28 protein-coding genes are annotated in these 25312 nt (G+C 73.1%); 13 read left to right on the plus strand and 15 right to left on the minus strand.

The genetic code is table 11. From position 1 onward, the window contains the following. Positions 1–150: 150 nt before the first annotated feature. Positions 151–1326 (plus strand): glycogen synthase, encoded by a 1176-nt coding sequence (glgA, locus tag ACWCSU_RS09575; protein WP_449934683.1) that lies wholly within the window; start codon positions 151–153, stop codon positions 1324–1326. Positions 1327–1388: 62 nt separating this feature from the next. Here glgA and ACWCSU_RS09580 read toward each other — a convergent pair whose 3' ends face one another. From ACWCSU_RS09580 to ACWCSU_RS09590, 3 genes are all read right to left on the minus strand, one after another. After that, the gene (locus ACWCSU_RS09580; protein WP_449934684.1) at positions 1389–2540 is read right to left on the minus strand and encodes a hypothetical protein; all 1152 of its coding nucleotides are present in this window, start codon (positions 2538–2540) and stop codon (positions 1389–1391) included. Positions 2541–2606: 66 nt separating this feature from the next. Then, the gene (locus ACWCSU_RS09585) at positions 2607–2975 is read right to left on the minus strand and encodes a PH domain-containing protein (protein WP_357706696.1); all 369 of its coding nucleotides are present in this window, start codon (positions 2973–2975) and stop codon (positions 2607–2609) included. Beyond that, positions 2968–3216 (minus strand): hypothetical protein, encoded by a 249-nt coding sequence (locus ACWCSU_RS09590; protein WP_449934685.1) that lies wholly within the window; start codon positions 3214–3216, stop codon positions 2968–2970. The genes ACWCSU_RS09585 and ACWCSU_RS09590 overlap by 8 nt, the downstream gene beginning before the upstream one ends. Positions 3217–3301: 85 nt before the next feature. Here ACWCSU_RS09590 and ACWCSU_RS09595 point away from each other — a divergent pair, with 85 nt between their 5' ends. Then, positions 3302–4255: a LysR family transcriptional regulator gene (locus ACWCSU_RS09595; protein ID WP_449934686.1), complete on the plus strand. Its 954-nt coding sequence runs from the start codon at positions 3302–3304 to the stop codon at positions 4253–4255. A 3-nt stretch (positions 4256–4258) separates the two neighbouring features. Here ACWCSU_RS09595 and ACWCSU_RS09600 read toward each other — a convergent pair whose 3' ends face one another. From ACWCSU_RS09600 to ACWCSU_RS09615, 4 genes are all read right to left on the minus strand, one after another. Beyond that, positions 4259–4663, minus strand: coding sequence for a nitroreductase family deazaflavin-dependent oxidoreductase (locus tag ACWCSU_RS09600; RefSeq protein WP_357706693.1), 405 nt, complete (start codon positions 4661–4663; stop codon positions 4259–4261). A gap of 31 nt (positions 4664–4694) precedes the next feature. Further along, positions 4695–5141, minus strand: coding sequence for a hypothetical protein (locus ACWCSU_RS09605; RefSeq protein WP_449934687.1), 447 nt, complete (start codon positions 5139–5141; stop codon positions 4695–4697). Positions 5142–5213: 72 nt separating this feature from the next. Next, positions 5214–5762 carry a GNAT family N-acetyltransferase gene (locus ACWCSU_RS09610; protein ID WP_357706690.1) on the minus strand — a complete coding sequence of 183 codons (549 nt, stop codon included), beginning with the start codon at positions 5760–5762 and terminating at the stop codon, positions 5214–5216. A gap of 41 nt (positions 5763–5803) precedes the next feature. After that, on the minus strand, positions 5804–6511 hold the full coding sequence (locus tag ACWCSU_RS09615; RefSeq protein WP_357706689.1) for a sirohydrochlorin chelatase: 708 nt from the start codon (positions 6509–6511) through the stop codon (positions 5804–5806). A 257-nt stretch (positions 6512–6768) separates the two neighbouring features. Here ACWCSU_RS09615 and ACWCSU_RS09620 point away from each other — a divergent pair, with 257 nt between their 5' ends. Further along, on the plus strand, positions 6769–8067 hold the full coding sequence (locus ACWCSU_RS09620) for an MFS transporter (protein ID WP_449934688.1): 1299 nt from the start codon (positions 6769–6771) through the stop codon (positions 8065–8067). A gap of 93 nt (positions 8068–8160) precedes the next feature. Here ACWCSU_RS09620 and ACWCSU_RS09625 read toward each other — a convergent pair whose 3' ends face one another. Continuing rightward, positions 8161–9492, minus strand: a complete 1332-nt coding sequence (locus ACWCSU_RS09625; protein WP_449934689.1) for an MFS transporter — start codon at positions 9490–9492, stop codon at positions 8161–8163. Positions 9493–9574: 82 nt separating this feature from the next. Here ACWCSU_RS09625 and ACWCSU_RS09630 point away from each other — a divergent pair, with 82 nt between their 5' ends. The 5 genes from ACWCSU_RS09630 (at position 9575) to ACWCSU_RS09650 (ending at position 13225) form a co-directional block, all read left to right on the plus strand. Further along, the gene (locus tag ACWCSU_RS09630; RefSeq protein ID WP_397037338.1) at positions 9575–10264 is read left to right on the plus strand and encodes a GntR family transcriptional regulator; all 690 of its coding nucleotides are present in this window, start codon (positions 9575–9577) and stop codon (positions 10262–10264) included. Between the two features lie 10 nt (positions 10265–10274). Next, on the plus strand, positions 10275–10637 hold the full coding sequence (locus tag ACWCSU_RS09635) for a DUF2203 family protein (RefSeq protein ID WP_449934690.1): 363 nt from the start codon (positions 10275–10277) through the stop codon (positions 10635–10637). 73 nt (positions 10638–10710) lie between these two features. After that, on the plus strand, positions 10711–11664 hold the full coding sequence (locus ACWCSU_RS09640) for a TolB family protein (RefSeq protein WP_449934691.1): 954 nt from the start codon (positions 10711–10713) through the stop codon (positions 11662–11664). A gap of 5 nt (positions 11665–11669) precedes the next feature. Beyond that, the gene (locus ACWCSU_RS09645; protein ID WP_357706682.1) at positions 11670–12626 is read left to right on the plus strand and encodes a hypothetical protein; all 957 of its coding nucleotides are present in this window, start codon (positions 11670–11672) and stop codon (positions 12624–12626) included. A 59-nt stretch (positions 12627–12685) separates the two neighbouring features. Beyond that, on the plus strand, positions 12686–13225 hold the full coding sequence (locus ACWCSU_RS09650) for a CGNR zinc finger domain-containing protein (protein ID WP_357706681.1): 540 nt from the start codon (positions 12686–12688) through the stop codon (positions 13223–13225). A gap of 47 nt (positions 13226–13272) precedes the next feature. Here the strand turns inward: ACWCSU_RS09650 and ACWCSU_RS09655 are convergent, their stop codons facing one another. Beyond that, positions 13273–13509 carry a hypothetical protein gene (locus tag ACWCSU_RS09655; protein ID WP_449934692.1) on the minus strand — a complete coding sequence of 79 codons (237 nt, stop codon included), beginning with the start codon at positions 13507–13509 and terminating at the stop codon, positions 13273–13275. Then, positions 13506–14594, minus strand: coding sequence for an MFS transporter (locus tag ACWCSU_RS09660; protein ID WP_449934693.1), 1089 nt, complete (start codon positions 14592–14594; stop codon positions 13506–13508). Before ACWCSU_RS09660 ends, ACWCSU_RS09655 begins: the two co-directional genes overlap by 4 nt. A 214-nt stretch (positions 14595–14808) precedes the next feature. Here ACWCSU_RS09660 and ACWCSU_RS09665 point away from each other — a divergent pair, with 214 nt between their 5' ends. Continuing rightward, positions 14809–15438 carry an alpha-ketoglutarate-dependent dioxygenase AlkB gene (locus tag ACWCSU_RS09665; protein ID WP_357706677.1) on the plus strand — a complete coding sequence of 210 codons (630 nt, stop codon included), beginning with the start codon at positions 14809–14811 and terminating at the stop codon, positions 15436–15438. A 54-nt stretch (positions 15439–15492) separates the two neighbouring features. Further along, a complete protein-coding gene (locus ACWCSU_RS09670; RefSeq protein WP_357706675.1) occupies positions 15493–15825 on the plus strand; it encodes a YciI family protein in 333 nt (110 codons plus the stop codon). Between the two features lie 30 nt (positions 15826–15855). Here ACWCSU_RS09670 and ACWCSU_RS09675 read toward each other — a convergent pair whose 3' ends face one another. The 4 genes from ACWCSU_RS09675 to ACWCSU_RS09690 all read right to left on the minus strand — a co-directional run bounded on the left by ACWCSU_RS09675 (position 15856) and on the right by ACWCSU_RS09690 (position 20038). Next, positions 15856–16911, minus strand: coding sequence for an oxidoreductase (locus ACWCSU_RS09675; RefSeq protein WP_449934694.1), 1056 nt, complete (start codon positions 16909–16911; stop codon positions 15856–15858). Between the two features lie 80 nt (positions 16912–16991). Continuing rightward, a complete protein-coding gene (locus ACWCSU_RS09680) occupies positions 16992–17891 on the minus strand; it encodes a D-alanyl-D-alanine carboxypeptidase family protein (protein ID WP_357706671.1) in 900 nt (299 codons plus the stop codon). 126 nt (positions 17892–18017) lie between these two features. Continuing rightward, positions 18018–19196 carry a glycosyltransferase family 4 protein gene (locus ACWCSU_RS09685; protein ID WP_449934695.1) on the minus strand — a complete coding sequence of 393 codons (1179 nt, stop codon included), beginning with the start codon at positions 19194–19196 and terminating at the stop codon, positions 18018–18020. Further along, a complete protein-coding gene (locus ACWCSU_RS09690) occupies positions 19193–20038 on the minus strand; it encodes a sulfotransferase family protein (RefSeq protein WP_449934696.1) in 846 nt (281 codons plus the stop codon). The genes ACWCSU_RS09685 and ACWCSU_RS09690 overlap by 4 nt, the downstream gene beginning before the upstream one ends. A gap of 169 nt (positions 20039–20207) precedes the next feature. Between ACWCSU_RS09690 and ACWCSU_RS09695 the strand changes: the two genes are divergently transcribed. Continuing rightward, entirely contained in the window at positions 20208–21227 is a 1020-nt protein-coding gene (locus ACWCSU_RS09695) for a LacI family DNA-binding transcriptional regulator (RefSeq protein WP_449934697.1), read from the plus strand. A 51-nt stretch (positions 21228–21278) separates the two neighbouring features. Then, on the plus strand, positions 21279–21857 hold the full coding sequence (locus ACWCSU_RS09700) for a phosphatase PAP2 family protein (protein WP_449934698.1): 579 nt from the start codon (positions 21279–21281) through the stop codon (positions 21855–21857). 16 nt (positions 21858–21873) lie between these two features. Here the strand turns inward: ACWCSU_RS09700 and ACWCSU_RS09705 are convergent, their stop codons facing one another. Continuing rightward, a complete protein-coding gene (locus tag ACWCSU_RS09705; protein WP_364096577.1) occupies positions 21874–22860 on the minus strand; it encodes a LacI family DNA-binding transcriptional regulator in 987 nt (328 codons plus the stop codon). A gap of 245 nt (positions 22861–23105) precedes the next feature. Here ACWCSU_RS09705 and ACWCSU_RS09710 point away from each other — a divergent pair, with 245 nt between their 5' ends. Then, positions 23106–25307, plus strand: coding sequence for an RICIN domain-containing protein (locus ACWCSU_RS09710; protein ID WP_449934699.1), 2202 nt, complete (start codon positions 23106–23108; stop codon positions 25305–25307). Positions 25308–25312 lie beyond the last annotated feature (5 nt).

Below are 25312 nucleotides of genomic sequence, written 5' to 3' on the forward strand. Positions count from 1 at the left end.
GCACGGGCCGGACTTACCGACATTGGGCTGTATCGATGTGTTCCCTATGCCTTGCGCCGGTTCACAAGTGCGGCGCCGGAGTTGATGGTCACCGCGAAACTCGCGGCTCGGTAGGGGGCGCCGGGCCCGGCTCGTCGTAAGGTCGTGGGCATGCGTGTTGATCTGCTCAGCAGGGAGTACCCGCCGGAGGTCTACGGCGGCGCCGGGGTGCACATGGAGTACCTGGCCAGGGAGCTGCGCGAGCTGGCCGACGTCCGGGTGCGCTGCTTCGGGGCCGATCGCGAGGAGCCCGGCGTGTCGGCCTACCGGGTGCCCGGCGGCCTGGAGCGGGCCAACGCCGCCCTCCAGGTGCTCGGCGTCGACCTGGAGATGGCCGCCGCCTGCGAGGGCGCGGACGTCGTCCACTCCCATACCTGGTACGCCAACTTCGCCGGGCATGTCGCCAAGATGCTCCACGGCGTGCCGCACGTCGTCACCACCCACAGCCTGGAGCCGCTGCGCCCGTGGAAGGCCGAGCAGCTCGGCGGCGGCTACACGGTCTCGTCCTGGGCCGAGCGCACCGCCCTGGCCGCGGCCGACGCGGTGATCGCGGTCTCCGAGGGCATGCGGCGCGACGTGCTGGCCGCCTACCCCGAGATCCCGCCCGGCAAGGTCACCGTCATCCACAATGGCATCGACACCGCCGAGTACGCCCCCGACCCCGGCCTCGACGTGCTGAAGAAGCACGGCGTCGACCCCGGCCGGCCCTACGTGATCTTCGTCGGCCGCATCACCCGCCAGAAGGGCCTGGTGCACCTCCTGCACGCCGCCCGCTCCTTCGACCCGGCCGCCCAGCTCGTCCTGTGCGCGGGGGCGCCGGACACGCCGGAGATCGCCGCCGAGGTGACCGGGCTGGTGCGCGGCCTCGACCGCGACGGCGTCTTCTGGATCTCGGAGATGCTGCCCAAGCCCGAGGTCATCCAGCTCCTCACGCACGCCTCGGTCTTCGTCTGCCCCTCGGTCTACGAGCCCATGGGCATCGTCAACCTGGAGGCGATGGCCTGCGAGACGCCGGTGGTGGCCACGGCGACCGGCGGCATCCCCGAGGTCGTCGCCGACGGCGAGACGGGCCTGCTGGTGCCGATCGACCAGGGCCCCGACGGCACCCCGCACGACCCCGAGGCGTTCGCCGCCGATCTGGCGAAGCGGGTCAACGAGCTGCTGGCCGACCCGGCGCGGGCGGCCGCGATGGGCCGTGCGGGCCGGGTCAGGGCCGTCGAGCACTTCTCCTGGGAGCGCATCGCCCGGCGCACCCTCGACCTCTACACTTCGCTGCGACGCCCCTGAGCCCGCACCCTCGACTTCTGCGCCTCGCTGCGGCGCCCCTGAGCGCGGGCCCCGGGGCCGGGTCAGCGGGTGAGCCAGAGGGCGGGGCTGGTCAGGGCGCCCTCGGGGCCGGTCCAGCCCGCCGCGTACACCTCGGCCGTGCCGGGGCGGCGGGCCAGGGCGGTGACCGTGCCAGGCACGCTCGTCGTCGTCCAGCGGCCGGTCGTGTAGTGGTGCAGCCGGGAGCGGGTCGAGTCGAGCGCCCACAGGCCCGCCCGGCCGTCGGGCTCGGCCTCGGTGAAGGCCGCGCCCTCCGGGCCCCAGAGGCACCGCCAGGCCGAGCCGTCCCAGTGCAGCGCCAGCGGGCGCCGGCGTTCCAGGGGTTCGCCCTGCGCGTCGTACTCGCCGGGCGGGAACCAGGACATCCCGCCGACCACCCACACGTCGTCCGGGCCGAGCACCGCGACGTCGCCGAGCCCCGTCCGGGCGGACGCCGCGCCCCGGGGCGCGGTCAACGCGGGCAGCTGCACCGCCTGCCACGCGGCGCCGTTCCAGCGGGCGGCGGGGTCGCGGGCGGTCTCGCCCACCGTCCACATGTCCGCGCCCTCGCCGCCGAGGGCCCGCGCCGGGGCGGGCAGCCGGTACGCGCGCCAGGCCGAGCCGTCCCAGCGCAGCGCGTCGTGCCCGGACACCGCCCACGGGCCGCTCGCGGCGGTGCCGTGCAGACCGATGGCGGAGGCGGCCTCCTCGGGCGCCGTGGGGGCGCTCACGGCGCCGTCCGCGACGCCGGCGACCAGGCCGGGACGCTCGTCCTCGCCGGTCCCGAAGGCCCACGCCCGCTCGCCGGAGACCGCTCCGACGGCGGCGACCGTCATCCCGGACGGCAGCGCGTACGTCCGCCAGCGGGCGCCGTCCCATCGGCTGAGCCCGCCGGGCGTCGTCTCTATCCCGGCGGACGTCTCCCGCTGGACGGAACGCACCGCCCACACCGCCCCGTCGGCGGAGACGGCGAGCCGGTCGAGCGTGCCGTGCCCCTCGCCGGCCGGGATCGCCCGCCACGGCGACCGTACGGGCTCGGCCCGCAGGTCGTCGCCGCCGGGCTCGGAGCAGCGCGCCGGGACCGTGGGGCTCGCCGGCGGAGCGGACGCGACGTCTCGCCCAGCAGGCGCGGCGCAGGCCGAGAGCGCCACCAGCATGCCGGCGCCGGCCGCACGGGCACGTACGGAACGCCCCACCTCGCCCCCTTCGCGATCACCGGCAGATTACGCTCACCCTGCCCAGGAGACCGCGCCTGACGCCGATCAGGTCTGCGAAATGTAGTGGAGGATGACGTTGTGCACGTGGTGGGCCTTGTTGTCGCCCCGGAAGTCCACCTCGTAGGTGTGCGTGCCCACGTGGATGGCGATGGCGCCCGAGGAGAAGAACCCGCCGGCCAGGGACTTGTTGCTCACGACGCTCACCGCCGAGATCTTGCCGTACGGGATGCTGGTGATCGCGATGCGCTTGCCCACGAACGACTTGTCCTGGACGATCACCCGCCGGTCCGTGAGCCCCAGGAACCCGGTGCCCGCGCCGATCGCGTCGTAGACGGCGATGATCTGCTCGCCGGGGAGGAGGCCGCTCTCGATCTGCTTCAGCTGCTCTTTACGGTCGTAGGGGATGTCAGCCATGCCTGGCCAACGAACGGGACGGGCCCCCGCGTTCCATGCCCGCCCGGGGATGGGCGGACGGGTCGTGCGGCAGGTCGAGCAGGCAGCGGCACGCCCCCGGCGGCCGTGGCAGCCCGAACAGAACACGCACCTGCACCGAAGGAGGCGGCCCAAGGCGGCCCAGACGGGCCAAGCCGGTCAGGCGGAGCAGACGCGTCAAGCCGGTGGGGCCGGTCAGGCGGGTCAGCAGGTGGGGGATCATGCTCCTCAGCGTCGTGGCGACGCTCACCCCCGGTCCAACACCGGAAATTTCGTGATTGACGCGTTTCTGTGGTTAATGTGGCGTCGTGGATCTGCACCCCCGGCTGCTGCGCGTCTTCGTCGCCGTGGCCGAGGAGCTGCACTTCGGGCGGGCCGCCGCCCGCCTCTTCCTCGCCCAGCAGGCGCTCAGCCGCGACGTGCGCACCCTGGAGACCCGGCTCGGGACGCCGCTGTTCGTCCGGTCCACGCGCCGGGTCGAGCTGACCCCCGCGGGCGTCCGGCTGCTGCCCGGGGCGCGGCGGCTGCTGGCACTGCACGACGAGGTGGTCGCCGACGTCCTCGGCGCCGACCGCCCCCTGCTCGTGGACGTCACCATGCAAGGCCCCGACCTGCCCGAGCCGCTGGTCAGAGCGAGAGAACTGGCTCCCGGCGTCGAGATGCTGGCCCGCTTCCACGGCGGGCTCGCCGCGGGCGCGGCGGCGATGCTGGACGGGCGGCTCGACGTGTCGTTCGGGCGGTTCGCCGGGCTGCCCGCCGACCTGCGCGGCCGGTTGTCGCAGGTCCCGGTGCGCCTGCACCGCCTGGCCGTGCTCGTGCCGGAGGACCATCCGCTGGCCGTGCCGGACGCCGTGCCGCTCGGCCTGCTGGCGGGCTTCCCTCTGGATGTCATGGCCGGGAACGCCGGCACGCGGGAGTGGAGCGACCTGGGGGAACGGCTGGCCGAGGCGTTCGGGCTGCGGCTGGCCCGGCCGCACGCCGCGCCCGTCGGTGCCGCGGAGATGGGGCACTACCTGAGGCGGCATCGCGAGCCGGTGCTGGCCAGCGTGGGGATCGGCGGGATACCGGGCGCGGTGACCAGGCCGCTGGCCGAGCCCGTGCCGTTCGGCCTGGTGAACCTGGTGCATCCCCAGGGGTTGCGTCACCCGGGCCTCGCCGCGCTCCTGGCCGCCGTGGCCGAGCTGGGACGGGCCCACCACTGGCTGCGCCGCCCGCCGGACTCCTGGCTTCCCGAGGCCGACGAGGCCCTGGTGACCGCCTGACGCCTACGTGGCGCGCTGGAGCACGACCACCGGGATCTGGCGGTCGGTCTTCTCCTGGTATTCGTCGTACTGGGGCCAGGTGCGGGTCATCGTCCGCCACATCTCCGGCTTCTCCTCCTCGGACGCGGTGCGGGCGCGGGCCTTGAACCGGTCGCCCTTGACCTGCACCTCGACGTCGGGATGGGCCAGCAGGTTCTTGTACCACTGCGGATGGTCGGGATCGCCGCCCTTGGAGGCGACCACGAGGAAGTCGTCCCCGAACCGCTGGTAGATCAGCGGCGTGGTGTACGACCTGCCGGAGTTGCGGCCCTTGGTGGTGAGGAGGAGGACGGTGGTGTTGTTCCAGTCGTGCCCCTCCGCGCCGTCGGTCGCCTGATAGCGCTGCACGTGTTCTTGACCAAAGAGCATGCCTCTGCACTACCCCCTCGGCGGGGTCTCCTCACCGGGCCGCGCCGACCAGCTCGGCGGCGGGCAGGGTGGCGACCACCAGGGCCGAGTCGGGGGTGCGCTCGCGCACGTCACGGTCGCGGATCGCGAACACGGCGGGCGCCGCGCCCACGTCGCCGTAGCGCTCGGTCACCGCCGCGCCGACCGCCCGCCGCACGTCACGCACGACCTCCCGGACGTCGCGGCCGGGCCCGGCGGGGACGGACACGGCGAGGTGGCCGAGCATCCCGGCGAAGCGCAGCTCGTCGTCGGCGACGGGCTGCTGCCCAGGCAGCACGGGCCGGTCGAGCCAGAACACCTTGCCGGACAGGGACGCCTCGTAGCCGTCGGGGCCGAGCACCCGCGCCGTGCGGGCCAGCAGCTCACCGAACTCGGCCAAGTCCGCGTGCGGCGGGAGGTCGGTGGTGACGAACAGGGGCACGATCAGCGAGTCAGGCATGCGGCTATCCCTCCGTGAGGAGGCTCATCGTAGGACGTGCCACCGACAATTCCGCTCTTCGCCACTCGCCGTCTACCGCTCGGTCCACTCGTCCTGGAGCGCCGCGTGCACGATGGAGTCGCGCCAGCCGTGCGGGGTGTGCACGTGGTGCCGGATCAGCCCCTCCTCGACCATGCCGGCGGTCAGCATGGCGAGCTGGGCGGGCAGGTTGGCGGGAGACCTGGCGCCCCAGACGCGGTGCAGCCCGAGCTGCTTGAAGCCGAACGATAGCAACAGCCGTACGAGGTCGGTGCCGATGCCGCGGCCCCACTGGTCGGGATGGAGGCCGAAGCCGATCTCGGCGCTGTGGGGGAGGTCGGGGTCGATCTTCAGGCGGGCCACGCCGAGCACGTGCCGGCGGTCGGCGTCGACCACGGCCAGCACGTAGAGGTGGCGCGGGTCGGCGGCGGCCGCCTCGACGGCCTGGCCGACCAGGGCGGCGACCTCCTGCACACTGCGCGGCGCGAACGGCATGTACTGCGTGGCCGCCGGATCGCCGTACACGGAGTGCAGCGGGACGACGTCGGCGTCGGTGACGTCACGGAGTCCGATTCGCTCGCCGATGACCATCACGCGCCGCATGCGCAGAAGGTAACGCGACTGTAGTGATCTTTACAAGGGTGTCAAGTCGCGAGCTGACTGCCGTAAGCCCGCGCGACAAGTTCGGCGACGGCGCTGTGGGCGCCGAGCGGCTCGGCGTGACCGGCCTCGACGGCGGTGGCGGCGCGCTCCACGATCTCCGCGGGGGCCTCGTGGCCGATCAGGCAGGGCGCGATGGCCAGCCGTTCGGCCCCGGCGGCGCGCAGGCGCTGGGCGGCGACGTCCACGCCGGGCGCGCTGTCGAGCGAGGCGGCGACGACCGGCAGCGTGAGCCTGGAGGCCAGCAGCACGGCCGTGGCCTGGACGGCGTGCACCGCGCGCTCGCCGCCCACCGTGCCGAGGATGACGGCGTCGACGGGGCTGGAGACGTTGAGCAGGCGGACGCGGTCGGCCCTGGCCAGGCCGCGCTCGGCCAGCCTGATGTGCAGGGCCTCGGCGAGCAGCGGGTGGGGACCGAGCGCCTCGGTGGCGACCGCGCCGGAGCCGCTGGCCGCGATGGCCTTGCCGATCTCGGCCATGACGACCGGGTCGTCCCAGGTGAGCAGGGGCACCACGACGGCGTCACGGCCCGAGGGCAGCGAGTCTGCCAGGTCGGCGACGGCGGTCAGCCGCACCTCGATCTGCGGGTTGTCGACCCGCACCACGGCCGCGATCTCTTCGGCCACGCCGCCGGTGCCGCCGGGGGTGGCCAGCACGAGCATGGGCGCGTCCGGCGGCAGGGACGTGGGCACGGGGCGACGGTGCCGGCCGCCGCCGGGCCGGGGGGAACGTTCACGTACAGGCAGGCTCACAGGCGCGCATTTTATGCCTATTCGGGGGAGGTTGTTCTGCGAATCGGCAGCGAATCCGGCACAACGGGGAAGGGGTGTGATCGAGATCACATCGTGACCGCCGTCGCCGTTGACGAACACCTTGAAAAGGGGAAACTCTGAGGCAACTAGAAACGCGTTCTAGAGCGACCGTCACACACCGTCCCCGGAGGATGGGAATGAAGCCGTTCTATGTCCGCGAGCTGAGCGTGTACCCGGTCGGTCGCCGGCGGATCTTCCTGCTGGCGATAGCCGTGCTGGCGAGCCTGGTGGCCAACTTCGAGACCACGCTCGCCACGATCCTGCCGCTGCTGATGAAGGACCTGGGCATGTCGCTCACGGTCTATGGCCTGCTCGCCGCGGGATCGGTCCTGATCGGCGGCCTGTCGGCCGGCGTCGGAGGCATCCTGTCCGACCGGTGGGGACGCGTCACGCTCCTGGTGCCCACCCTCACCGTCACGGCCGCCTGCAACTTCCTGCTGGCCACCGTGGACACCGTGGCGGGCCTGTTCTGGGTGCGCTGCCTGATGTTGTTCATCGAGGGCGCGGGCATCACCATCACCGCCTCCCTCGTCCGCGACTTCTCCCCGCGTCTCGGCCGGGCCCAGGCGTTCGCGTTCTGGACGTGGGGGCCGGTGGGGGCCTCCTTCCTGGCCTCGTTCATCGCCGGGTTCACGCTGCCGCTGTTCGACAACGCCTGGCAGTCGCAGGCGATCATCATGGGCGTCGTGTCGCTGGCCATGTGCGTGGTCATCGTCTGGAAGATCGCCGAGCCGTCGGCGGCGCTGCGGGCCCAGGTGCTCGACGCCGAGGAGGCCGTCGCCGTCGAGGAGAAGGTCGACGCGGGACGGGTGCGCGAGCTGTTCAGGCATCCCCACCTGTGGGCCCACGTCCTGGGCAACACCGGCTGGCAGGTGCTCTACTGGACCTTCGCGATCTTCGGTCAGACCATCCTGGTGGAGGCGTTCGGCCTGGAGCCGGCGGGGGCCAACCGGGTCGTGGCGCTCGGCATCGTGCTCAACGCGGTCGCCGTCGTGGTCGTCGGACGGGTCTCCGACCGGCTGCGGCTGCGCAAGCCGTTCACGGCCGCCGGCACCGCGCTGACCGTGCTCACCCTGGCCTACTTCATCGGCCTGGTCGGCCCCGGCGTCTCCCCGGGACACGTCACCGCCGTCTTCGCGCTGCTCTTCCTGTTCATGGGCGTCGCGTACGTCCCGTGGATGGCCAACTTCTCCGAGAACGCCGAGGACGTCGAGTCGCGCCTGCAGGGCTCGGCGCTGGGCATCTGGGGCATGGTCGTCCGCGTCATGATCGTGGTGCTGCTGGTCGTCTCGCCCATGGTGGTGGCCGCGGGCGGCTGGGGCACCTGGCTCACCGTGGCGCTGGCCGGGCAGGTCGTGTTCCTGGCCTCGATGGCGGCGTTCAAGGGCGACTGGCGCAGGCGCCGCCGGGTGACCGAGCCCGAGACCGCCGTCTGAGCAGCTCGTCTGAGCAGCTCGTCTGAACGGCCCGCGTGGGCGGCGGTGGCAGCCGCCGCCCACGCCTTCGCGGCGTTCCCGCCTCCCTCCGCCTCAGGCGAAGGGGCCCACCTGGCCGGGCAGCCTCCTGGCGGTGCCGCTCTCGCCGGCGGCGAGGTCCAGGTCGCGGGTTTCCGGGGCGATGGCCAAACCTACGGCGGTGACGGCCAGCGCGACAACCACGTACAGGGACACGGCGAGGGTGGTGCCGTACACGTCGAAGAGCTTGAGCGCGATGAGCGGGGCCAGCGCGCCGCCGACGATCCCGGCCACCTGGTAGCCCATGGAGGCGCCGCTGTAGCGCAGCCGGGTGCTGAACAGCTCGGCGATGAAGGCGGCCTGCGGGCCGTACATGGCGGCGTGGGCGACCAGCGCGACCACCGCCGCCAGCACGATCAGCGGGAACGACTTCGTGTCCAGCAGCGGGAAGAACGCGAACACCCACACGGCCGCCGCCAGCACGCCCGCGAAGTAGACCGGCCGCCGGCCCAGCCGGTCCGACAGCGCGCCGAACAGCGGGATCAGCCCGAGCTGCAGCGCCGAGCCGATCAGCACCGCGTACAGCGCCACCGACCGCTCCACCTTCAGCTGCCCGGTGAGGTAGACGATGATGTACGCGGTGAAGGTGTAGAACGCCACGTCCACGCCGATGCGCGCGGTGAAGGCCGACAGCAGGGCCCGCGGATGCGTGCGCACCACCTCCACCAGCGGCATCCTGGCCGTGCCGCCGTGCCTCTCGACGCGGGAGAACAGCGGCGACTCGGTGATCCGCGTCCGCACCCACAGCCCGACGAACACCAGCACGCCCGACAGCAGGAACGGCACCCGCCATCCCCACGCCTGGAAGGCCGCGTCCGACAGGCTGAAGGACAGGATCGCGAGCAGGCCGGTGGCCAGCACGTACCCGGCCGGGACGCCGACCTGCGGCCAGCTCGCGTTGAAGCCGCGCCGCCTGCTGTCGCCGTGCTCCAGCGACATGATCACCGCGCCGCCCCACTCGCCGCCGAGCCCGAAGCCCTGGACGAAGCGGAGCACGGCCAGCAGGACCGGCGCGGCCACCCCCACGCTCGCGTAGCCGGGAAGCACGCCGATGAGGAACGTCGAGAGGCCCATCAGCAGCAGCGTCACCACCAGCACGGTCTTGCGGCCCGCCCGGTCGCCGAAGTGGCCGAACACCACGCCGCCGAGCGGCCGGGCGACGAACGCGACGGCGTTGGTCGTCAGGGCCGCCAGCGTCGCGTTGAGCGGGTCGAGCGTCGGGAAGAACAGCTTGCCGAAGACCAGCGTCGCGGCGGTGGTGTAGAGGAAGAAGTCGTACCACTCCAGGGACGTGCCGATGAGAGCGGCGAGGATCACCCGGCGGGTCTGGTGCGCGGAGCTTGACATCGAAGGCTCCCAGATGGTCGAGGGGATAGTTTCAACGTAAGGATTGTTGAACAATTCGACAAGAGGTTTGCTCCATGATTCCCTGGCGAACGTGGAAGACGTGGTCGCGGACCTCGCCCGGCACCGGTCGAGACTGAGCCGCAGCAGCACGGCCGAGCGCGTGGCCGACATCCTCCGCGACAACATCATCGAAGGCGCCTTCCCACCGGGTGAGCGGCTGTCGGAGGAGGCCATCTCCGAAGGGCTCGGCGTCTCCCGCAACACGCTGCGCGAGGCGTTCCGCCTGCTCGGCCACGAACGCCTGCTCGACCACCGGCTCAACAGGGGCGTCTTCGTCCGGCTCCCGTCCGTGGAGGACGTCTCCGACCTCTACACGATGCGGCGGGTGCTCGAAGGGGCCGCCGTCCGGCGCGCGGCGTCACGGCAGGCGCTCACGCTCATCGGGGAGGCCGTGCGCGACGCCGAACGGGCCGCCGCCCAGGGCGACTGGCAGGGCGTCGGCACCGCCAACATCCGCTTCCACCAGGCCCTCGTCGGCCTGCACGGCAGCCCGCGCCTCGACGAGGCCATGCGGCAGCTCCTGGCCGAGCTGCGCCTGGTCTTCCACGTGATGGACAACCCGCGCGCCTTCCACGAGCCGTTCATCGGCCGCAACCGCGAGCTGCTCGCCCTGCTGGAGGCCGGCCGCACCGAGGAGGCGGCGGCCTGCCTCGATGACTACTTCGACGAGGCCGAGCGGCTTCTCATCCACGCCTACCAGCCGAACGGGTAGCGTTTTCCGCATGGACCGGATCTTCACCCTGGACGAGGCGCGTGCCCTGCTGCCCGGCATCATCGCCGAGGCGCGGGAGATCGTCGCGGGCCGCGCCGACCTGGCCGAGATCGCCTTCGACCGGGAGGCCGCCGGCGGGTCGCAGCTCGGCGGGCTGCCCGAGATCAAGGCCATCGAGGCGCGCATCCAGGAGACGCTGACCGGCTGGAGCGAACAGGGGATCGAGGTCAAGGGCATCGCGCCGCTGCTGATCGCCTTCCCCTCGGTGCTCGGCGGGGCGTCGGTGCGGCTGTGCTGGATCGAGGGGGAGCCCGAGCTCGCCTGGTACCACCGTACGGATCTGGGCTTCGCGGGGCGCCGTCCGCTGCCCTGAAGCGTGGCCTACATGTGACCAACTCGCCACCGTGCCCATGGGTCTAACCAGGTGAGCGAAAGGATCACCACTCATGAGGCAATCCTCAGCGGCCGTCGCGCTCCTCGCGCCGGCGGTCGTCGGCGGGCTCGGGCTTCCGGCCGCCGCATCCGCGCACACCGGGCCGCCGCAGGCTCGCGCGGCCTGGGTCACCACCTGCGAACTCCCCGTCGAGGGGACGTCCCCGTGCGGCCCCTGGCACCTGCTCTTACGGGACGGCCGCAAGGTCACCGTGAGCGACTCCGCCGCCCGCGCCAAGGGCCGCGCGACCTCGCTGTTCGCCCTCAGCGGCGACGGCCGGACGATCGTCTACCAGCGGGCCCGCGACCACCGCCTCGTCGTACGGGCGGCGGCCGGCGGCCCGGTCAGGGAGCTGCCCAGCTCCTTCCGGCCCGGCGGCGAGGACGGCGCGCTGTTCCTGTCCCCGGCGGGCGACCGGGTCCTCGCCGGCGGCAAGGGACACGTCAAGGTGCTCACCCTGGCCACCGGCCGGATCACCCGCCTGACCGTCAAGGGCGACCCGGCCGGCTTCAGCGGCGACGGGGACGAGGTGCTGGCCACCCGCGACCTGAGCGACGGCACCAAATGGCTCTACTCCCACGGGCTCGACGGCCGCACGCTCAGGAGCGCGGCCCCGCAGTTCGTCGCCAACGCCGTCGCCCTCGCGCTGTCCTCCGACGGGCATACCGTCGCCGCGTTCAGCTCCGGCGACCCCGGCCGCGGGACCCCGCCCAGGACGCGCACCTACGACCTGGAGACCGCGCGGCTCTCCGACGGCGTGAACCTCCCCCTGACCAGCGACACCCCGCCCGACCACGCCCGCTGGGCGCCTGACGGCACGCTCGTCGTCTACTCCTACGACAGCAGCACCACGAAGTCGACGGTGGTACGGGTGCTCACCGTCGACCCCGCTTCCGGCCAGGCCCGCCGTACGGACACCTACAAGGTGGGCCCCGACTCCCACACCATCGTGTTCCCAGGGGAATGATCACCATGAGAATCGTCCCATTGCTGACCGCGGCCCTGCTCACCCTCGCCGCCGTGCCGGCCGCCGCCCAGGCGGCGCCGCACCACGGTCACGACAGCATCCGGTACGCCTCCGTCAAGGGCTGCCCCGGCAAGGACGGCGCCTCCAGGCCCTGCGGGCAGTGGCGGCTCGTCATGCACGACGGCGGGCGCATGACGCTGCCCGACGCCCAGGTCGTCGCGCTCGACGCCCGGCGACGGTCCGTCGTCGACTCGCCGGCGCCGATCGCGGTCAGCGGCGACGGGCAGCGCGTGGCGTACTTCACCAAGGCCGGGCGGCTGGCCGTACGCGTCCTCGGCGGCGGCGTCACCCTGCTGCCCAAGGACGCGCTGCCGCGGGTCGCCCAGAACGAGGTGACGCTGCAGCTGTCCGACGACGGCGCGCGGCTGGCCGTCGTGATCGGGAGCGAGAAGCCCGCCGACGCCAGGATCTTCGACACGGCCACCGGCGCCCTGCTCGGCACCGTGCCCGCGGACGAGACCGTCCTGGGCTTCAGCGGTGACGGCGACGAGGTGCTGTCCACGATCGACTCCGACGACTCCGTCACCGACCTGGTCGTCCGCGACGAGACGGGCGAGCAGCTCGTCCGCGCCACGCCGCCGCAGGTCGTGGCCGCCAACGGCCCGCAGGCGCTGGCCGGCGACGGGCACACGGCGGCCGTCGTGATCCGCGGGAAGAAGACCGAACTGCTCACCTACGACCTGGCCACCGACGAGGTCACCGGACGCAAGAAGATCAAGCTGCCGGCCGGCGACCTCAGCATGATCGACTGGACCGGCGACACGCAGGTCACGCTGCACCTGGTGTCCGGGTCGTCCAGGATGACGATCGTGCAGATCGACACCGGGACGGGCGCCGTACGGGTCAGGGACCGGTACACCGTGCTCAAGGACACCTTCGTCTTCGCCGCCTGCGGCGGCTGACCCGGGATCGCGGTCCACGGCGCGGGCAGGGGGAGCCCCGCCGTGGATACGCTTGCCGCGTGGAGGTTCACTCGACCAGGGCGATGGCCGTCAGAGCCGTCGAGCTGTGCACGGAGCTGCTGCACGGACAGCCGACGGCCGCCTCGGTGACCCACGTCCTGCGCCGCCACGGCGAGCACGGCGACCTGCGCCTCGGCGACTCCGACGTGGCCGCGATGCGCGCGGTGGCGGCCCGGCTGCGCGACGTGCTCGGGGCCCGCGACGCCGGGGAGGCGGCGGACCTGCTCAACCGGCTGCTGTCGGAGTCGGCCCGGCCGCCCCGGCTGACCAGCCACGCGGGCACGACGTCGTGGCATGTCCACGTCGACAGCGGCGACGACGCGCCGTGGGCCGAGTGGTTCCTGGCCTCCTCGGCGATGGCCCTGGCGGTGCTGCTCGCCGATCATCAGCGCGTCCCGGGCGGGTTGTGCGCGGCGGCGGGGTGCGGGCGGCCGTACCTGGACCTGGGCGGCGGCAGTCCACGCCGCTACTGCGGCACCCGCTGCGCCACCCGCGCCCGCGTCGCCGCCCACCGCTCCCGCCTCCCCACCACCCCCTGACGTCCCTGGCTCCCGATGCCGCCTGATGGCGTTCCCGCGTGCCTCCGTCAGCGGCTTTCCGCTGACGCCCGCCGTGCGCGGCGGTGGGCGAGGACGCAGACGGCCACGAGCTGCGTCACCGCGCCGGCCAGCAGGGCCGCGGCGGCCGAGTGGGCGCTCAACGGCCCGGCCAGCGCCGAGCCGACGGCGAACGACGTGATCTTGAGGCTGGCGCCGGTCGTGAACACCTGACTCCGCAGCCCGGCGGGCGCCTCCCGCTGCCGCACCGCGAACAGCGCCGTCAACTGCGGCCCCTCGCCCACCCCCACCAACCCCGCCCCGGCCACCGCCACCCAGTACACCCCGCCACGGCCGCCCCGATCCCCGACGGCCCCTCCACGGAGGGCTCCACGACGGACATCCCCACCAGTCCCGCGACGGCCGCGACTGCCATGCCCGCGCCGACCAGGGCAGTGGCCCACACCAGGGTCGCGTCCCACGGCGGGGTCGCCTTCCGCCTCCGGGAGCCGCCTCGCCAGGCCAGGAGGCCGTTCGCGGCCAGGCCGGCCGCCGCCGTGACGGCCAGCAGCAGCGTCCCGCGGCCACTGTCACCCGAGAGCTCCAGGCCCAGCACCGGCGCCGACACCACGAACATGCCCGTCCCGGCGCAGGAGATCATCGACCCGGCGGTGGCCCGCCACAACACCCGGTTCCCGAGAACCACCCTGACCCCGGCCACCACCTCACCCACGACCTCCCTGCCGGCCCGCGCCGTGGAGGCGAGGAGCCCGGCGCGCCGCCGCTCGCGGGTGGGACCCTCACAGACGGGCCCGTCGTGGGCGGGGCGGTCGTGGGCGCGGTCGTCGCGGGTGGGGAGGGCCCAGGCCGTGGGGAGGGCGGACAGGAGGAGGGCGACGGAGACGAGCACCGCCGTCGTCCCGCCGGCCATGGCCGCCACCACGCCCACCGCCGCCGGACCGGCCAGGCCGGCCACGTTGTACGTCATGGCGTCGAGCGCGGTGGCCCGGGCCAGCCGTTGCCGGTCGGGGCCGGAGACCAGGGGGAGCTGTCCCGTCCAGCCGCCTGTCAGCGCGGGGCCCGCCAGCCCGGTCACCATGGCCAGCGCGACCAGGGCCGTCCCGGGAACCCGGCCGACACCGGCCGCCACCAGCAGCAGGCCGGTCGCGTACCCGAGCAGGCACCACGCGAGCAACCGGCCCGGACGGCGGGCGCGGTCCAGCAGCACGCCGAGCAGAGGCCCGCCGACGGCCGCCGAGATGGTCAGCCCGGCCAGCAGCGACGCTCCGAGCAGCGGCGAGCCGGTGGCGGCGAGCCCGGCGACCAGGAGGGCGGGCCCGGACATCTCGTCGCCGGTCCGTGCCGCCACCACGCCGGCAATGTAACGGGATAACACTGGCAAGACGTTACAGGATGAGCGTTAGGTGCTGGTTCGGGCGGGAAGGACCTTGGGCGACCGTCCCGCGCGGGTCTCGCGCCCGCCGGCGGCGGCCTGCCCGGCCTGTACGGACTGCGTACCGCACAGGCCGGGCACCCTCACGCTCCCAGTCGAAAATGTGTTTGAGAGATGACGTAGACTCGGCCTCATGAAAGCCGCGTTCCAAGCATCTCTGCTGGGTCTCGACGAGGAGCTCGGCGTCGGGCGGCTGGGCGCCACGGTCCGCAGGACGTACCTCGACCACGGGGCCTGGATCGACCTGCGGCCGGGCTGGCTGGCCGGGGCCGACACGCTGTTCGGGCGGCTGGCCGAGACGGTGCCCTGGCGCGCGGAGCGCCGCCGCATGTACGACCGGGTCCTCGACGTCCCGCGCCTGCTGAAGTTCTACGACGAGGGGGAGGCGCTGCCCGACCCCGTCCTCGACGAGGCCAGGGCGGCGCTCGACGACCACTACGGCGAGGAACTGGGCGAGCCCTTCCGCACGGCGGGCCTGTGCTTCTACCGCGACGGCCGCGACAGCGTGGCCTGGCACGGCGACACCATCGGCCGGGGCAGCAGCGAGGACACCATGGTCGCGATCGTCTCGGTGGGCAGCCCGCGTCCGCTCCTGCTGCGTCCGCGCGGCGGCGGCCCGTCGATCCGGCACGACCTCGGGCACGGCGACCTGATCGTCATGGGCGGAAGCTGCCAGCGCACGTGGGAACACGCGATCCCCAAGACGGCCCGGCCCGCGGGGCCGCGCATCAGCATCCAGTTCAGGCCCCGCGGCGTCCGCTGACCCCGCCCCTCGGTACGGCCTCCCTCCGCTTGGTTCGTGGGCTACCCTCCGGCCATGGGTAAGTTTCTCGCTGTCCTGAACGGCGCGGCCGACGACGCCGACAAGGCGAAGTTCACCGAGCAGCAGCAGAGTGAGTTCATGAACGCGTGGGCGGTGTGGGCTCAGAAGAACGAGCACGCCCTGATCGATCCCGGGGCGCCGCTCTTCCGCAAGAAGCTGGTGACGGCCCGAGGCGTCGAGGACTTCACCGACTCGAAGACCGGATACGCGATCGTGGAGGCCGAGACGCATGAAGACGCGGCGCGGCTCTTCAGCGACCATCCCCATATCGCTCTGATGCCGGGGAACTCGATCGAGGTCCTGGAGTGCCCGCCTGTCCCGTCCTGAGTTCTGCTCCTCCTCGTGTCCGGACGCGCTCTAGCGGAGCCGGAGGCGGGCTATGCGGCCCTGTTCGCCGGAGGCCCAGCAGGACAGGTCCGGGGTGCACGAGACCGTGTCGAACGAGCCGCCGTCGAAGGTGTCCCAGCGGGCCCCGCCCGAGTACGTCACGTCGCTCCCCGTCGGCCCGACGGCGATGGCCGCGAACGGCAGGTGCGGCAGCCATGTCACCCCCGACCGGTACGCGGGCGGCGGGGTCGTGGCGGTCTGCCAGGTGGCGCCGCCGTCCCTGGTGACCGCGGCGGCGTTCGGGGAGGGGCGGCCGGGCTGGTAGTCGCCGCCGACCGCGATCCCGCGGTGCCGGTCGCGGAAGGCCAGCGCGAAGACGCCCTTGGCGGCGTCGGCGGCCGGGACGGGGGTGTCGGCGACGGTCCACGTACGTCCGCGGTCGGCCGAACGGAACACGCGCGACCGCTCGCCGCCGCCGGTGGCGATCCACGCGTCGCGCCCGCCCGCGGTCACCAGGCACTGCCCGCTCGCCGCGAACCCGGCCTCGCCGGGCAGCGCGTCCGGCATGCCGGTCGAGGGCAGCACCTGCCAGCTCCGTCCGCCGTCCTCGGTGGCCAGGACGCGGAACCTGCCGTCCACCGGGTCGCTCATGGCCAGGCCGTGGCGGCGGTCGAAGAAGGCCATGCAGTCGTAGAAGGCGTTCGGTTCGTCGTTCCTGAAGGACTCGGTCCAGGTGCGGCCGCCGTCCTCGGTGCGGTAGACGCGGCCGTCCGTGCCGGTGCCGATCGACAGGACCAGGGCGCGGCGGGCGTCGAACGCCTCCACGTCGCGGAACTGGAGGGCCTCGGTGCCGGGTGGGGAGACGTTCTGCCAGGTGCGGCCGCCGTCCACGGTGCGCAGGACGGTTCCGCCGGTGCCGGCGGCCCACACCACGTCCCTGCTCACGGGCGCCAGGCCGCGGAAGCGGGCGGTCACGCCGGTCTCCTTCAGCTCCCAGCCGAGTCCGGGGGTGGCCGCGTGGGCGGGGAGGGGGGCGGCGAGCACGAGCGCCGCGGACATCACGCTCATCGCGATGCGAACGTTCATGTCGGGCAAACTAACCCAACAGATCACGAGCGTCCATCATGCGGACACCGAGCGCGCGGCCGGGAGCCGGCGGCGATGCCTCAGGCGGCGGCGCGGGTGGGGGCCCAGGTGAGGAGGGCCTGGGCGGTGTCGAAGCGGCGGCTGGAGACCGACTCGCCCAGGATCACGCCCACCAGTCGTCGCCCGTCCCGCTCACCGGCGAACGCCAGGCTGTACCCCGCCGCCCGGGTGAACCCGGTCTTCAGCCCGATCGCGCCGGGCTCGGCGAGCAGGCGGTTGGTGTTGCGCCAGCCGTACGCGCCGTGCTCGTCCGTCGCGGCCACCTCGTGGTAGCGGGTCCCGGCGACCCCCTCGATCAGCGGCACCGAGAGCGCCTTGGCGGCCAGTACGGACTGGTCGCGGGCCGTGGACCAGCCGTCGCCGGCCGAGGTGGGCAGGCCGTCGGCGTTGACGTACCGGGTGTCGTTCATGCCGAGCGAGCGGGCGGTGTCGTTCATCCTGTCGACGAACCCCGGCACGCCGGGCCCGTACGTACGGGCCAGCGCGTGGGCGGCGTCGGCGCCCGAGGGCAGCATGAGCGCGTACAGCAGTTCGCCGACCGGGAGCCGGTCGCCCGGCCGCAGGTCGGCGGTGGTGCCGCCGCCGTCCTCGGCGTACTGCGCGTCCTGGGCGGTGATCTCCACCATGTCCGTGGGCTTGGCGGCCTGCAGCACCACGTACGCCGTCATCGTCTTGGTGAGGCTGGCGATCGGCATGCGGGTGTCGGCGGCCTTGCCGAACAGGGCGGCGCCGGACCTGGCGTCCATCAGGTAGGCGGCCCGGCCGTAGACGGCGGGCGCTTGGGCGCCGTCGACCACGGAGGCCGCGGCGACAGGGCCGGTGACGGGAGCGGCGGTCTGGGCGTACGCAGGCACGCCGAACCCCGTGACCAGGGCGAAGGCGCCTGCGAACGCGGTGAGTCGAGCTTTCCGGTTACGCATGTACCCCAGGCTGCCGCCCGGTTTGGCATGCTCTTAACGATTTGCCGCTAAATCTGTGACCTAATCGTTAGAAACGCCGCCCTGGCCGCAGGATCCGTCGGGTAGATCTTCGCGGATCCAGGTAGATCAGCGGCCCGCCCAGAAGTTTCCCGCCGTCCGGTTCCCCTGCACCAGCCCCGAGAACAACTCCTCCCACATCGGCATCACCACCCCGGGCGCGTACGCCCGCGACGTCGCCGCCGCCGCCTCGCCCATCCGCACCCGCCGCTCCCGGTCGCCGATCACTTGGATCAGCGCCGCGGCCAGCCCGTCCACGTCCCTGGGCGGCACCAGGACGCCGTCCACGCCGTCGGTCAGCACGTCCCGCGGCCCCGTCGGGCAGTCGAAGGCGACCACGGGCAGCGCGTGCGTCATCGCCTCGATCATGACCATGGGCAGGCCCTCGAAGCGGGAGCTGAGGGCGTACACCGACGCCTCGGCCAGCTCCTTCTCCAGCCGCTCGGTACGTCCGGGCAGCGTCACGTGATCGGCCAGCCCGTGCTGCGCGATCAGCCCGCTGAGCTGGCTGCGGCGCGGCCCGGTGCCGAACACGCGCAGCCGCCACTCCGGATGCACCCGTACGACCTGCGCGAACGCCTCGATGAGCAGGTCGAACCCCTTCTGCGGCACCAGCCGCCCGGCGGCCACCACGACCGGGTTGACCTGCCGGGACCGCTCCTGCTCCACGCGGTGGACGGCGTTCGGGATCACGACCACCGGCGTGTCCGGCAGCAGCCGCTGGTATTCGAGCTTGTTGGTCATGGTCAGCACGGTCACCGCGGCGAACCTGCCGTAATGGCGGGCGATCTCCCTGCGGATCGTGTCGGGATAGGCGGACAGGTTCATGTGCTCCTGCGCGATCCCGACGACGTCGGCGGGGGTGCGGCGGGCGGAGATCAGGTTCAGCGCGGGCCTGGTCGTCACCAGGACGCCGCCCGACAGGCCGGAGACGTAGTCCATCGCGGCGCGCTCCACCCGCTCGGTGAAGTAGTCGGCCGCGAACTCGCCGCGCGGCACGATCTTGCCACGGATCCGCCGCCACGCCTTGCGGCCGACGGAGTCGGGCAGCCTGCCGTCGCGCTGGTCCACCAGCGTGGTGACGGTGATCCGGGGGTCGATCGCGAACTGCGGGGTTTCGCGCCGCCGTACCAGGCTGACCAGCTCGACGTCGTGCCCGGCCGCGGCCATCGCGTTCGCCTGGTTGACCACGGTGCGGATCGTGCCGCCCATGCCGTAGGCGTGCAGCATCAGGTAGCGGATCTTCACGTGAGGTACCCCCAGGTCCGGGAGATGGGCTTGAGGGGTTCGGGGATCAGGTCGGGGGAGGGCAGCTCGCGGGCGGGCTGGACGGTCCCGGTCCTGATCTTGTCCCGCCAGTCGCCGAGTCCCTTCTCCAGCACCCGCTGCTCGCCGTAGGAGAGCATCCGCGGCTCCCACTCCAGGCCGAGGAACGCGCAGATCTCGCGGGTGACGCGCTCGGGCTCGGCGCTCAGCTCCTCGTACCTGACGGTCAGCCCCGGCAGCGCGGCCCTGGCCTTCTGCACGGCCTTCATGTACCGCAGGGCGTCGAGCGCGGCCTCCTCCGGGGTGCGCCGGTCCGGGCCGGCCTCGTGCCAGGACGTGGCGATCGAGGCCGGGTGGCGCAGCAGGAAGACGAACCGGGCGTCCGGCCAGCAGGCGGCGATGCGCTGGTGGGCGAAGGCGTTGGCGGGGGTCTTGTCCACGACGTACCGCTTGCCGCTGCGGACCAGCTCGCGGTGGAGCACCCGGTCCCAGAGCAGGTGTTCCAGGTCGGCCTGGTTGTGCCCGAGCGCGCCCATCGCCTTGGCGGCCAGCGAGGTGTCGAACTGCACCCGCAGCCGGCGTACGTGCAGCTCGTGCGGGGCGTGCAGGTCGGGGTGGGCGTTGAGGATCGCGCGCAGGAGGGTGGAGCCGGAACGTACGGGGGACAGGACGAAGACGGGGGATTCGAGCAGCCGGTCGGTTAGCGGATCCGCGGGCGGTCTGATCTCGGGAGCGGGCGGGGGAGAAGGGGTGTTCCCCACTCGCTCGATCTGGAATCCGGTGAACCTGACCAGCGCATTGTTGACGTGCCGCTGCCAGTTCATGGCGAGGCAGACTACATACCGTTCCTGGCAGTTAGCTGGCAGTGTCAAGCCGCCGACCAGGCACGCCGGGGCTCACCGGACCACATGCCGGGCCCGCTCAGGGCATCGGCGCGGGCGCACGATCTCGTCCCTGGCCTGTTAGCGTTACCGCTGACAGGAGGGAGCGGCGGTGAAAGCGAAGGGCGACAGGCCCGCGGTGCTCATGGACGTGGCCGTCCTCGCCGGGGTCTCTGCCATGACCGTCTCGCGCGTGCTCAACGCGCCCGACCGGGTCCGCGCGGAGACCAGGGCCCGCGTGATGGCCGCGGTGCGCGAGCTCGACTACCGGCCCAACCAGGCCGCCCGCCAGCTCGTCACCGGCAGGTCCGGCGTGCTCGGCGTGGTCAGCATCGACACCACCCTCTACGGCCCGGCCTCCACGCTCTACTGCATCGAGCAGGCCGCCAGGCGGGCCGGCTACAACGTCAGCATCGCCAGCCTGCCCTCGCTCAGCCGCAGGTCGATGGAGGAGGGCGTGCAGCGGTTACGCGCCCAGGCGGTCGACGGTGTGATCATCGTGGCGCCGCACGAGTCGGCCGCCGACGGCCTGCGTCACCTGCCGCCGGAGATGCCGGTGGTGGCCGTCGACGCGGGCGACGACATCCCCGTGCCGGTGGCCAAGGTCGACCAGCAGGCGGGCGCCAGGCGGGTCACCCGCCACCTGCTCAGCCTCGGCCACGAGACGGTCTGGCACGTCGCGGGCCCGGCCGACTGGCTCGACGCCAACGGCCGCATCGAGGGCTGGCGCGGCGTGCTGGAGGCCGCCGGTCGCCAGGCGCCCGACGTGCTGCGCGGCGACTGGAGCGCCCGCTCGGGCTACCAGCTCGGCCGCCGCCTCGCCGAGAACCCCGACGTCACCGCCGTGTTCGTGGCCAACGACCAGATGGCGCTCGGCGTGCTGCGCGCGCTGCGCGAGGCCGGCCGCCGGGTGCCCGAGGACGTGAGCGTGGCCGGGTTCGACGACATCCCCGAGTCGGCCTACTTCTGGCCCCCGCTGACCACCGTGCGACAGGACTTCGGCGAGGTCGGCAGGCACGCCTTCCACCTGCTGCTCGACTTCATGGCCGGGCACGAGCCCGAGGCCCGGCGGCTGGTCGAGCCCGAGCTCGTGGTCAGGGAGAGCACGGGAGCCAGGCCGTCCCGGGCATGATCGGCGTGATCGGCGGGCAGGTGTAGGGCCGTCGCGGAGGTGATCGGCTGGATGATGCTGCTCGAACGTCTCGACGCCTGGGACAAGCGGGCCTTCGACCGGGTCGCGCGCGCCGACCTGCCCGTGCTCGACGCCCTGCTCCCGCACCTGTCGTCGGCCGCCGACAACTCGGTCCTGTGGGGGCTGGTCGCGGGCGTGCTGATGCTGACGGGCCGGCCACGGTTGCAGCGGGCCGGCGTACGGGGGCTGCTTGCGATCTCGCTGGCCAGCCCGCTGACCAGCATGGTCGTCAAGCAGGCGATCCGCAGGCCGCGCCCGCTGACGGACCTCATCCCGGTGATCCGCCGCCGCCGGGTGCCGTCGTCGTCCTCGCTGCCCTCGGGGCACAGCGCGTCCGCGGTCGCCTTCGCGGTGGCGGTGGCCAGGGACGCGCCGCTTCCGGTCGCCGCCCCGGTCATGCTGCTGGCCGCCGCGGTGGCCGCCTCCCGCGTGTACGTGGGCGCCCACTACCCGGGCGACGTCCTCGCCGGGGTCGCCGTCGGGGCGGCGGCGGGCTGGAGCGTCCGGGGCTGCGGGCGCGGGGCCGGCCGGTGGGTCCGCCGCGCGCTCGCCGGGCAGGCCGCGCCGTAGCAGGTGCCGGAGCAGGTCAGGCGGGGCCGCTGCTGGCCCTGACGATCAGGGTCGAGCGCAGCAGTTGCAGGGAGTTGACCGGCGGGCGGCCCTCGTCCAGCGCGCGCAGCAGCAGCTCGATGGCCTGCCTGGTCATCTCCCGGCTCGGGATGGCGACCGTGGTGAGGGCGGGGTGCGTCACGCGTACCTCGTCGATGTCGTCGTGGCCGACCACCGACAGGTCGCCCGGGACCGAGCGGCCGCCGAGCCGGGCCGCCTCCAGCGCGCCCAGCGCGAGGATGTCGTGGGTGCAGAAGACCGCGGTCACCTCCGGGACGGCGGTCAGGGCGGCGGTGGCGGCGGTGAAGCCGCCCATCGCCGTAGGCTCCGGCGCGGTGAAGACGGCCGAGGCGGGGACGTCGAGGCCGTCGCGGGCGAACGCGCGCCGGAACCCCTGCACGCGCAGGGCGTGCGGCGCGCTGCTCAGCACCGCGACGCGCTCGTGGCCCAGCTCGCGCAGATGCCGCCCGGCCAGGTAGCCGGCCTGCTCGTAGTCGATCGTGACCACGGGCAGGGTGTCGGGCACCTCGCTCTCCCACGCGCACAGCGCCACGGGGAAGCGCGCGCCGGCCAGCAGCGGCAGGTGCTCGGTGAGGCCGTTGTCGCCGGCGATCAGCAGGGCGTCGACCGACCGGCTGGTCAGGCCGGTGATGTGCCGGCGGGCCCGCTCGCCGTCCAGGCGGGTGGTGCACAGCAGCAGGTGGTAGCCGTGCTCCTCCAGGACGTTCTCGGCCTCCTCGACCACGGCCGAGTAGAACGAGCTGGCCACCGTCGGCACGAACAGGCCGACGGTCATGGTGGTGCCGGTGGCCAGGGAGCGGGCCACCAGGTTGGGGGTGTAGCCGAGCTCGGCGATGGCCGCGCGCACCTTGGCCTCGGTCTCGGGGCGGACGCGTACGCGGCCGGTGACGACGTTGGACACGGTCTGCTTGGTGACCCCGGCCCGTTCGGCCACGTCCTGCATCGTGACCACCGCTGCCTCCAGAGGGTTTGACCGGTCCAACACGTCGCCCCGAAACGTAGCCGCCGAGCTCCGACAGAGTCAACCAGCGTGCTCATTACGTGCTGTTTGACCGGGCAAGAGAGCAAAAACGCGAAATCGGGCCTTGTTTGAGCGGTCAAATCTGGCGTATGGTCCGGCCACGCGGTTCTGGCTCGTGGTTCACCGGGGGCACGCCGGCGTGGCGTGCCCGACAGAAAGGAGCACCCGTGTCCCCCCATCGCAACGTGCTCACCGCCACCGCCGCGGCCCTGACGCTCGTCCTGGGCGGCGCACTGCCCGCCCCGGCCGCGTCGGCCGCACCGCCCGACGCCTCCTACACCATCACCGTCGACTCCACCGGCCGCTACGCCCACCCCACCGACACCCCGGCGGCCACCTACATCGACAAGGACGGCACCTTCTACTTCCAGCAGTCGGCCGCCCTCTACGGCAGCTCCGACCCCCGCTACTGGGACTTCTTCACCGGCACGAACTTCGAGACCGCCACCCGCTCGGCCGCGATCAGCGACGCGGTCAACCCGGCCAACTCCGCCGACCGCAACAACGACACGACCTGGCGCTGCAACAACAGCCCGACCGGCGTCGAGGCGACCTCCGCCGGGGCCGGCTCGGGGTATGCCCACAAGAACTACTGCGACCTGGTCGGCGTCTGGGTGGATCCCGACACCGGCGACTGGTACGGCCTGGTCCACAACGAGTTCACCCCGCAACCCTTCGGCGACGGGCTGCACTACGACTCCCTCGACTACGCCGTCTCCCGGAACCAGGGTCGCGTGTGGACGATCCTCGGCCACGCGATCACCTCGCCGTACAGCACCAGGCGCAACGACGGCACGGCCTTCCCCAACCAGACCTACGACTACGGCGACGGCGACCCGCGCCTGTTCGCCGACCCGGTCTCGGGCTACTTCTACGTCTACTACGGCTCGCGGATCATCCCCAAGGGCGGCGTGGGCGGCGGCAACGGCGGCCTGGCCCACGTGGCGCGGGCGCCGATGTCGGCCAAGATGGCGACCGGCTCGTGGACCAAGTGGTACGACGGCTCCTGGTCGCAGCCCGGCGTGGGCGGCAAGGAGAGCAACATGGTGCCGGTCACCGCCGCCAACCCCCAGGGCTACACACCCGTGGGCGGCGACTACGACCCGGCCAACACCGGCACGGTCGACCAGCAGATCGCCGCCGGGAAACTGCCGCCGAAGTCCGACCTGTTCATCATGAACATCGCCTACGACGCCCACCTCGGCCTGTACGTCGGCGAGCCCGAGGTCGTCTCCGGACGTCAGCCCCAGCGCTTCTACGTCACCGACGACCTCTCGACGCAGAAATGGCGCCTGATCGGCGACTCCGGCGGCTACGTCTCCGGCTCCTGGTACCGCTGGTTCCTCGACCAGGTCAGCAAGACCGGCTCGACCGTCGTCGGCAGGACGTTCCGCTCGTACTGCTCGATCGAGTGCGCGACCTCCAGCGGCGAGTACGCGACCCTCACCATCTCCTCCACCGCGCCCGCTCCCGCCCCGGCGAACCCGGGCCGGACCTACCGGATCGGCAACGGCGCCGGCCGCGTGCTGGCCCAGGTCTCCGGCGGCGCGGCGACCACCTCCACCGCCGCCCCGACCGGCTCGGCCCTGGAGAGCTGGACGTTCACCTCCAACGGCGACGGCTCCTACCGGATCGCCAACGCCTCGACCGGCGGCCTGCTCGGCGTGGACGCGGCCACCGCCGCCGGCCGGGCCTGGGGAGCGAAGCCGGTCGTCACCGCGCCCGGCGCCGGCGGGCCCACCGCGGGCCAGCAGTGGTTCGCCGTGCCGAGCGGGAGCGGCCACCGGCTGGTCAACCGCTACAGCGGCCTCGCGCTCGGCCTGTCGGCGGAGGCGGCCCGGCCGGCCGAGACCACGCCCGTACGCCACTGGAGCGACACCTCGGGCGGGACGGTCGGCGGGCGGCGCACCGCGGCCGAGCAGACCCTGACGCTGACCGACACCGGCGCGGCGGGCGGCGACCTGAGCGGCGTCCACACCCTGACCGCCGCCGGCAAGGCCCTGGACGACCCCGACCACTCCACCACCCCGGGCACCCCGCTCATCACCTGGGCCCCCAACTCCGGCGCCAACCAGCGCTGGATCCTCACCCGCCAGTCCGACGGCTCCTACCAGATCGCCAACGACCTGTCGAAGCTCTGCGCGGACGTCAGCGGCGGCTCGACCGCCGCTGGCGCCAAGGTCATCCAGTGGACGTGCACCGGCGCGGCGAACCAGCGCTGGCAGGTCACCCCCGCCTCCGCGGGCGGCTACCGGATCGCCTCGCAGAAGAGCGGGCTGTCGCTCACCACGGCCTCCACCGCCGACGGCTCCCCCGTCACCCAGCAGGCCGACACCGGCTCGGCGCTGCAGCGCTGGACCGTCGGCTGACCCTT

Source organism: Nonomuraea sp. NPDC001699 (assembly GCF_053596455.1).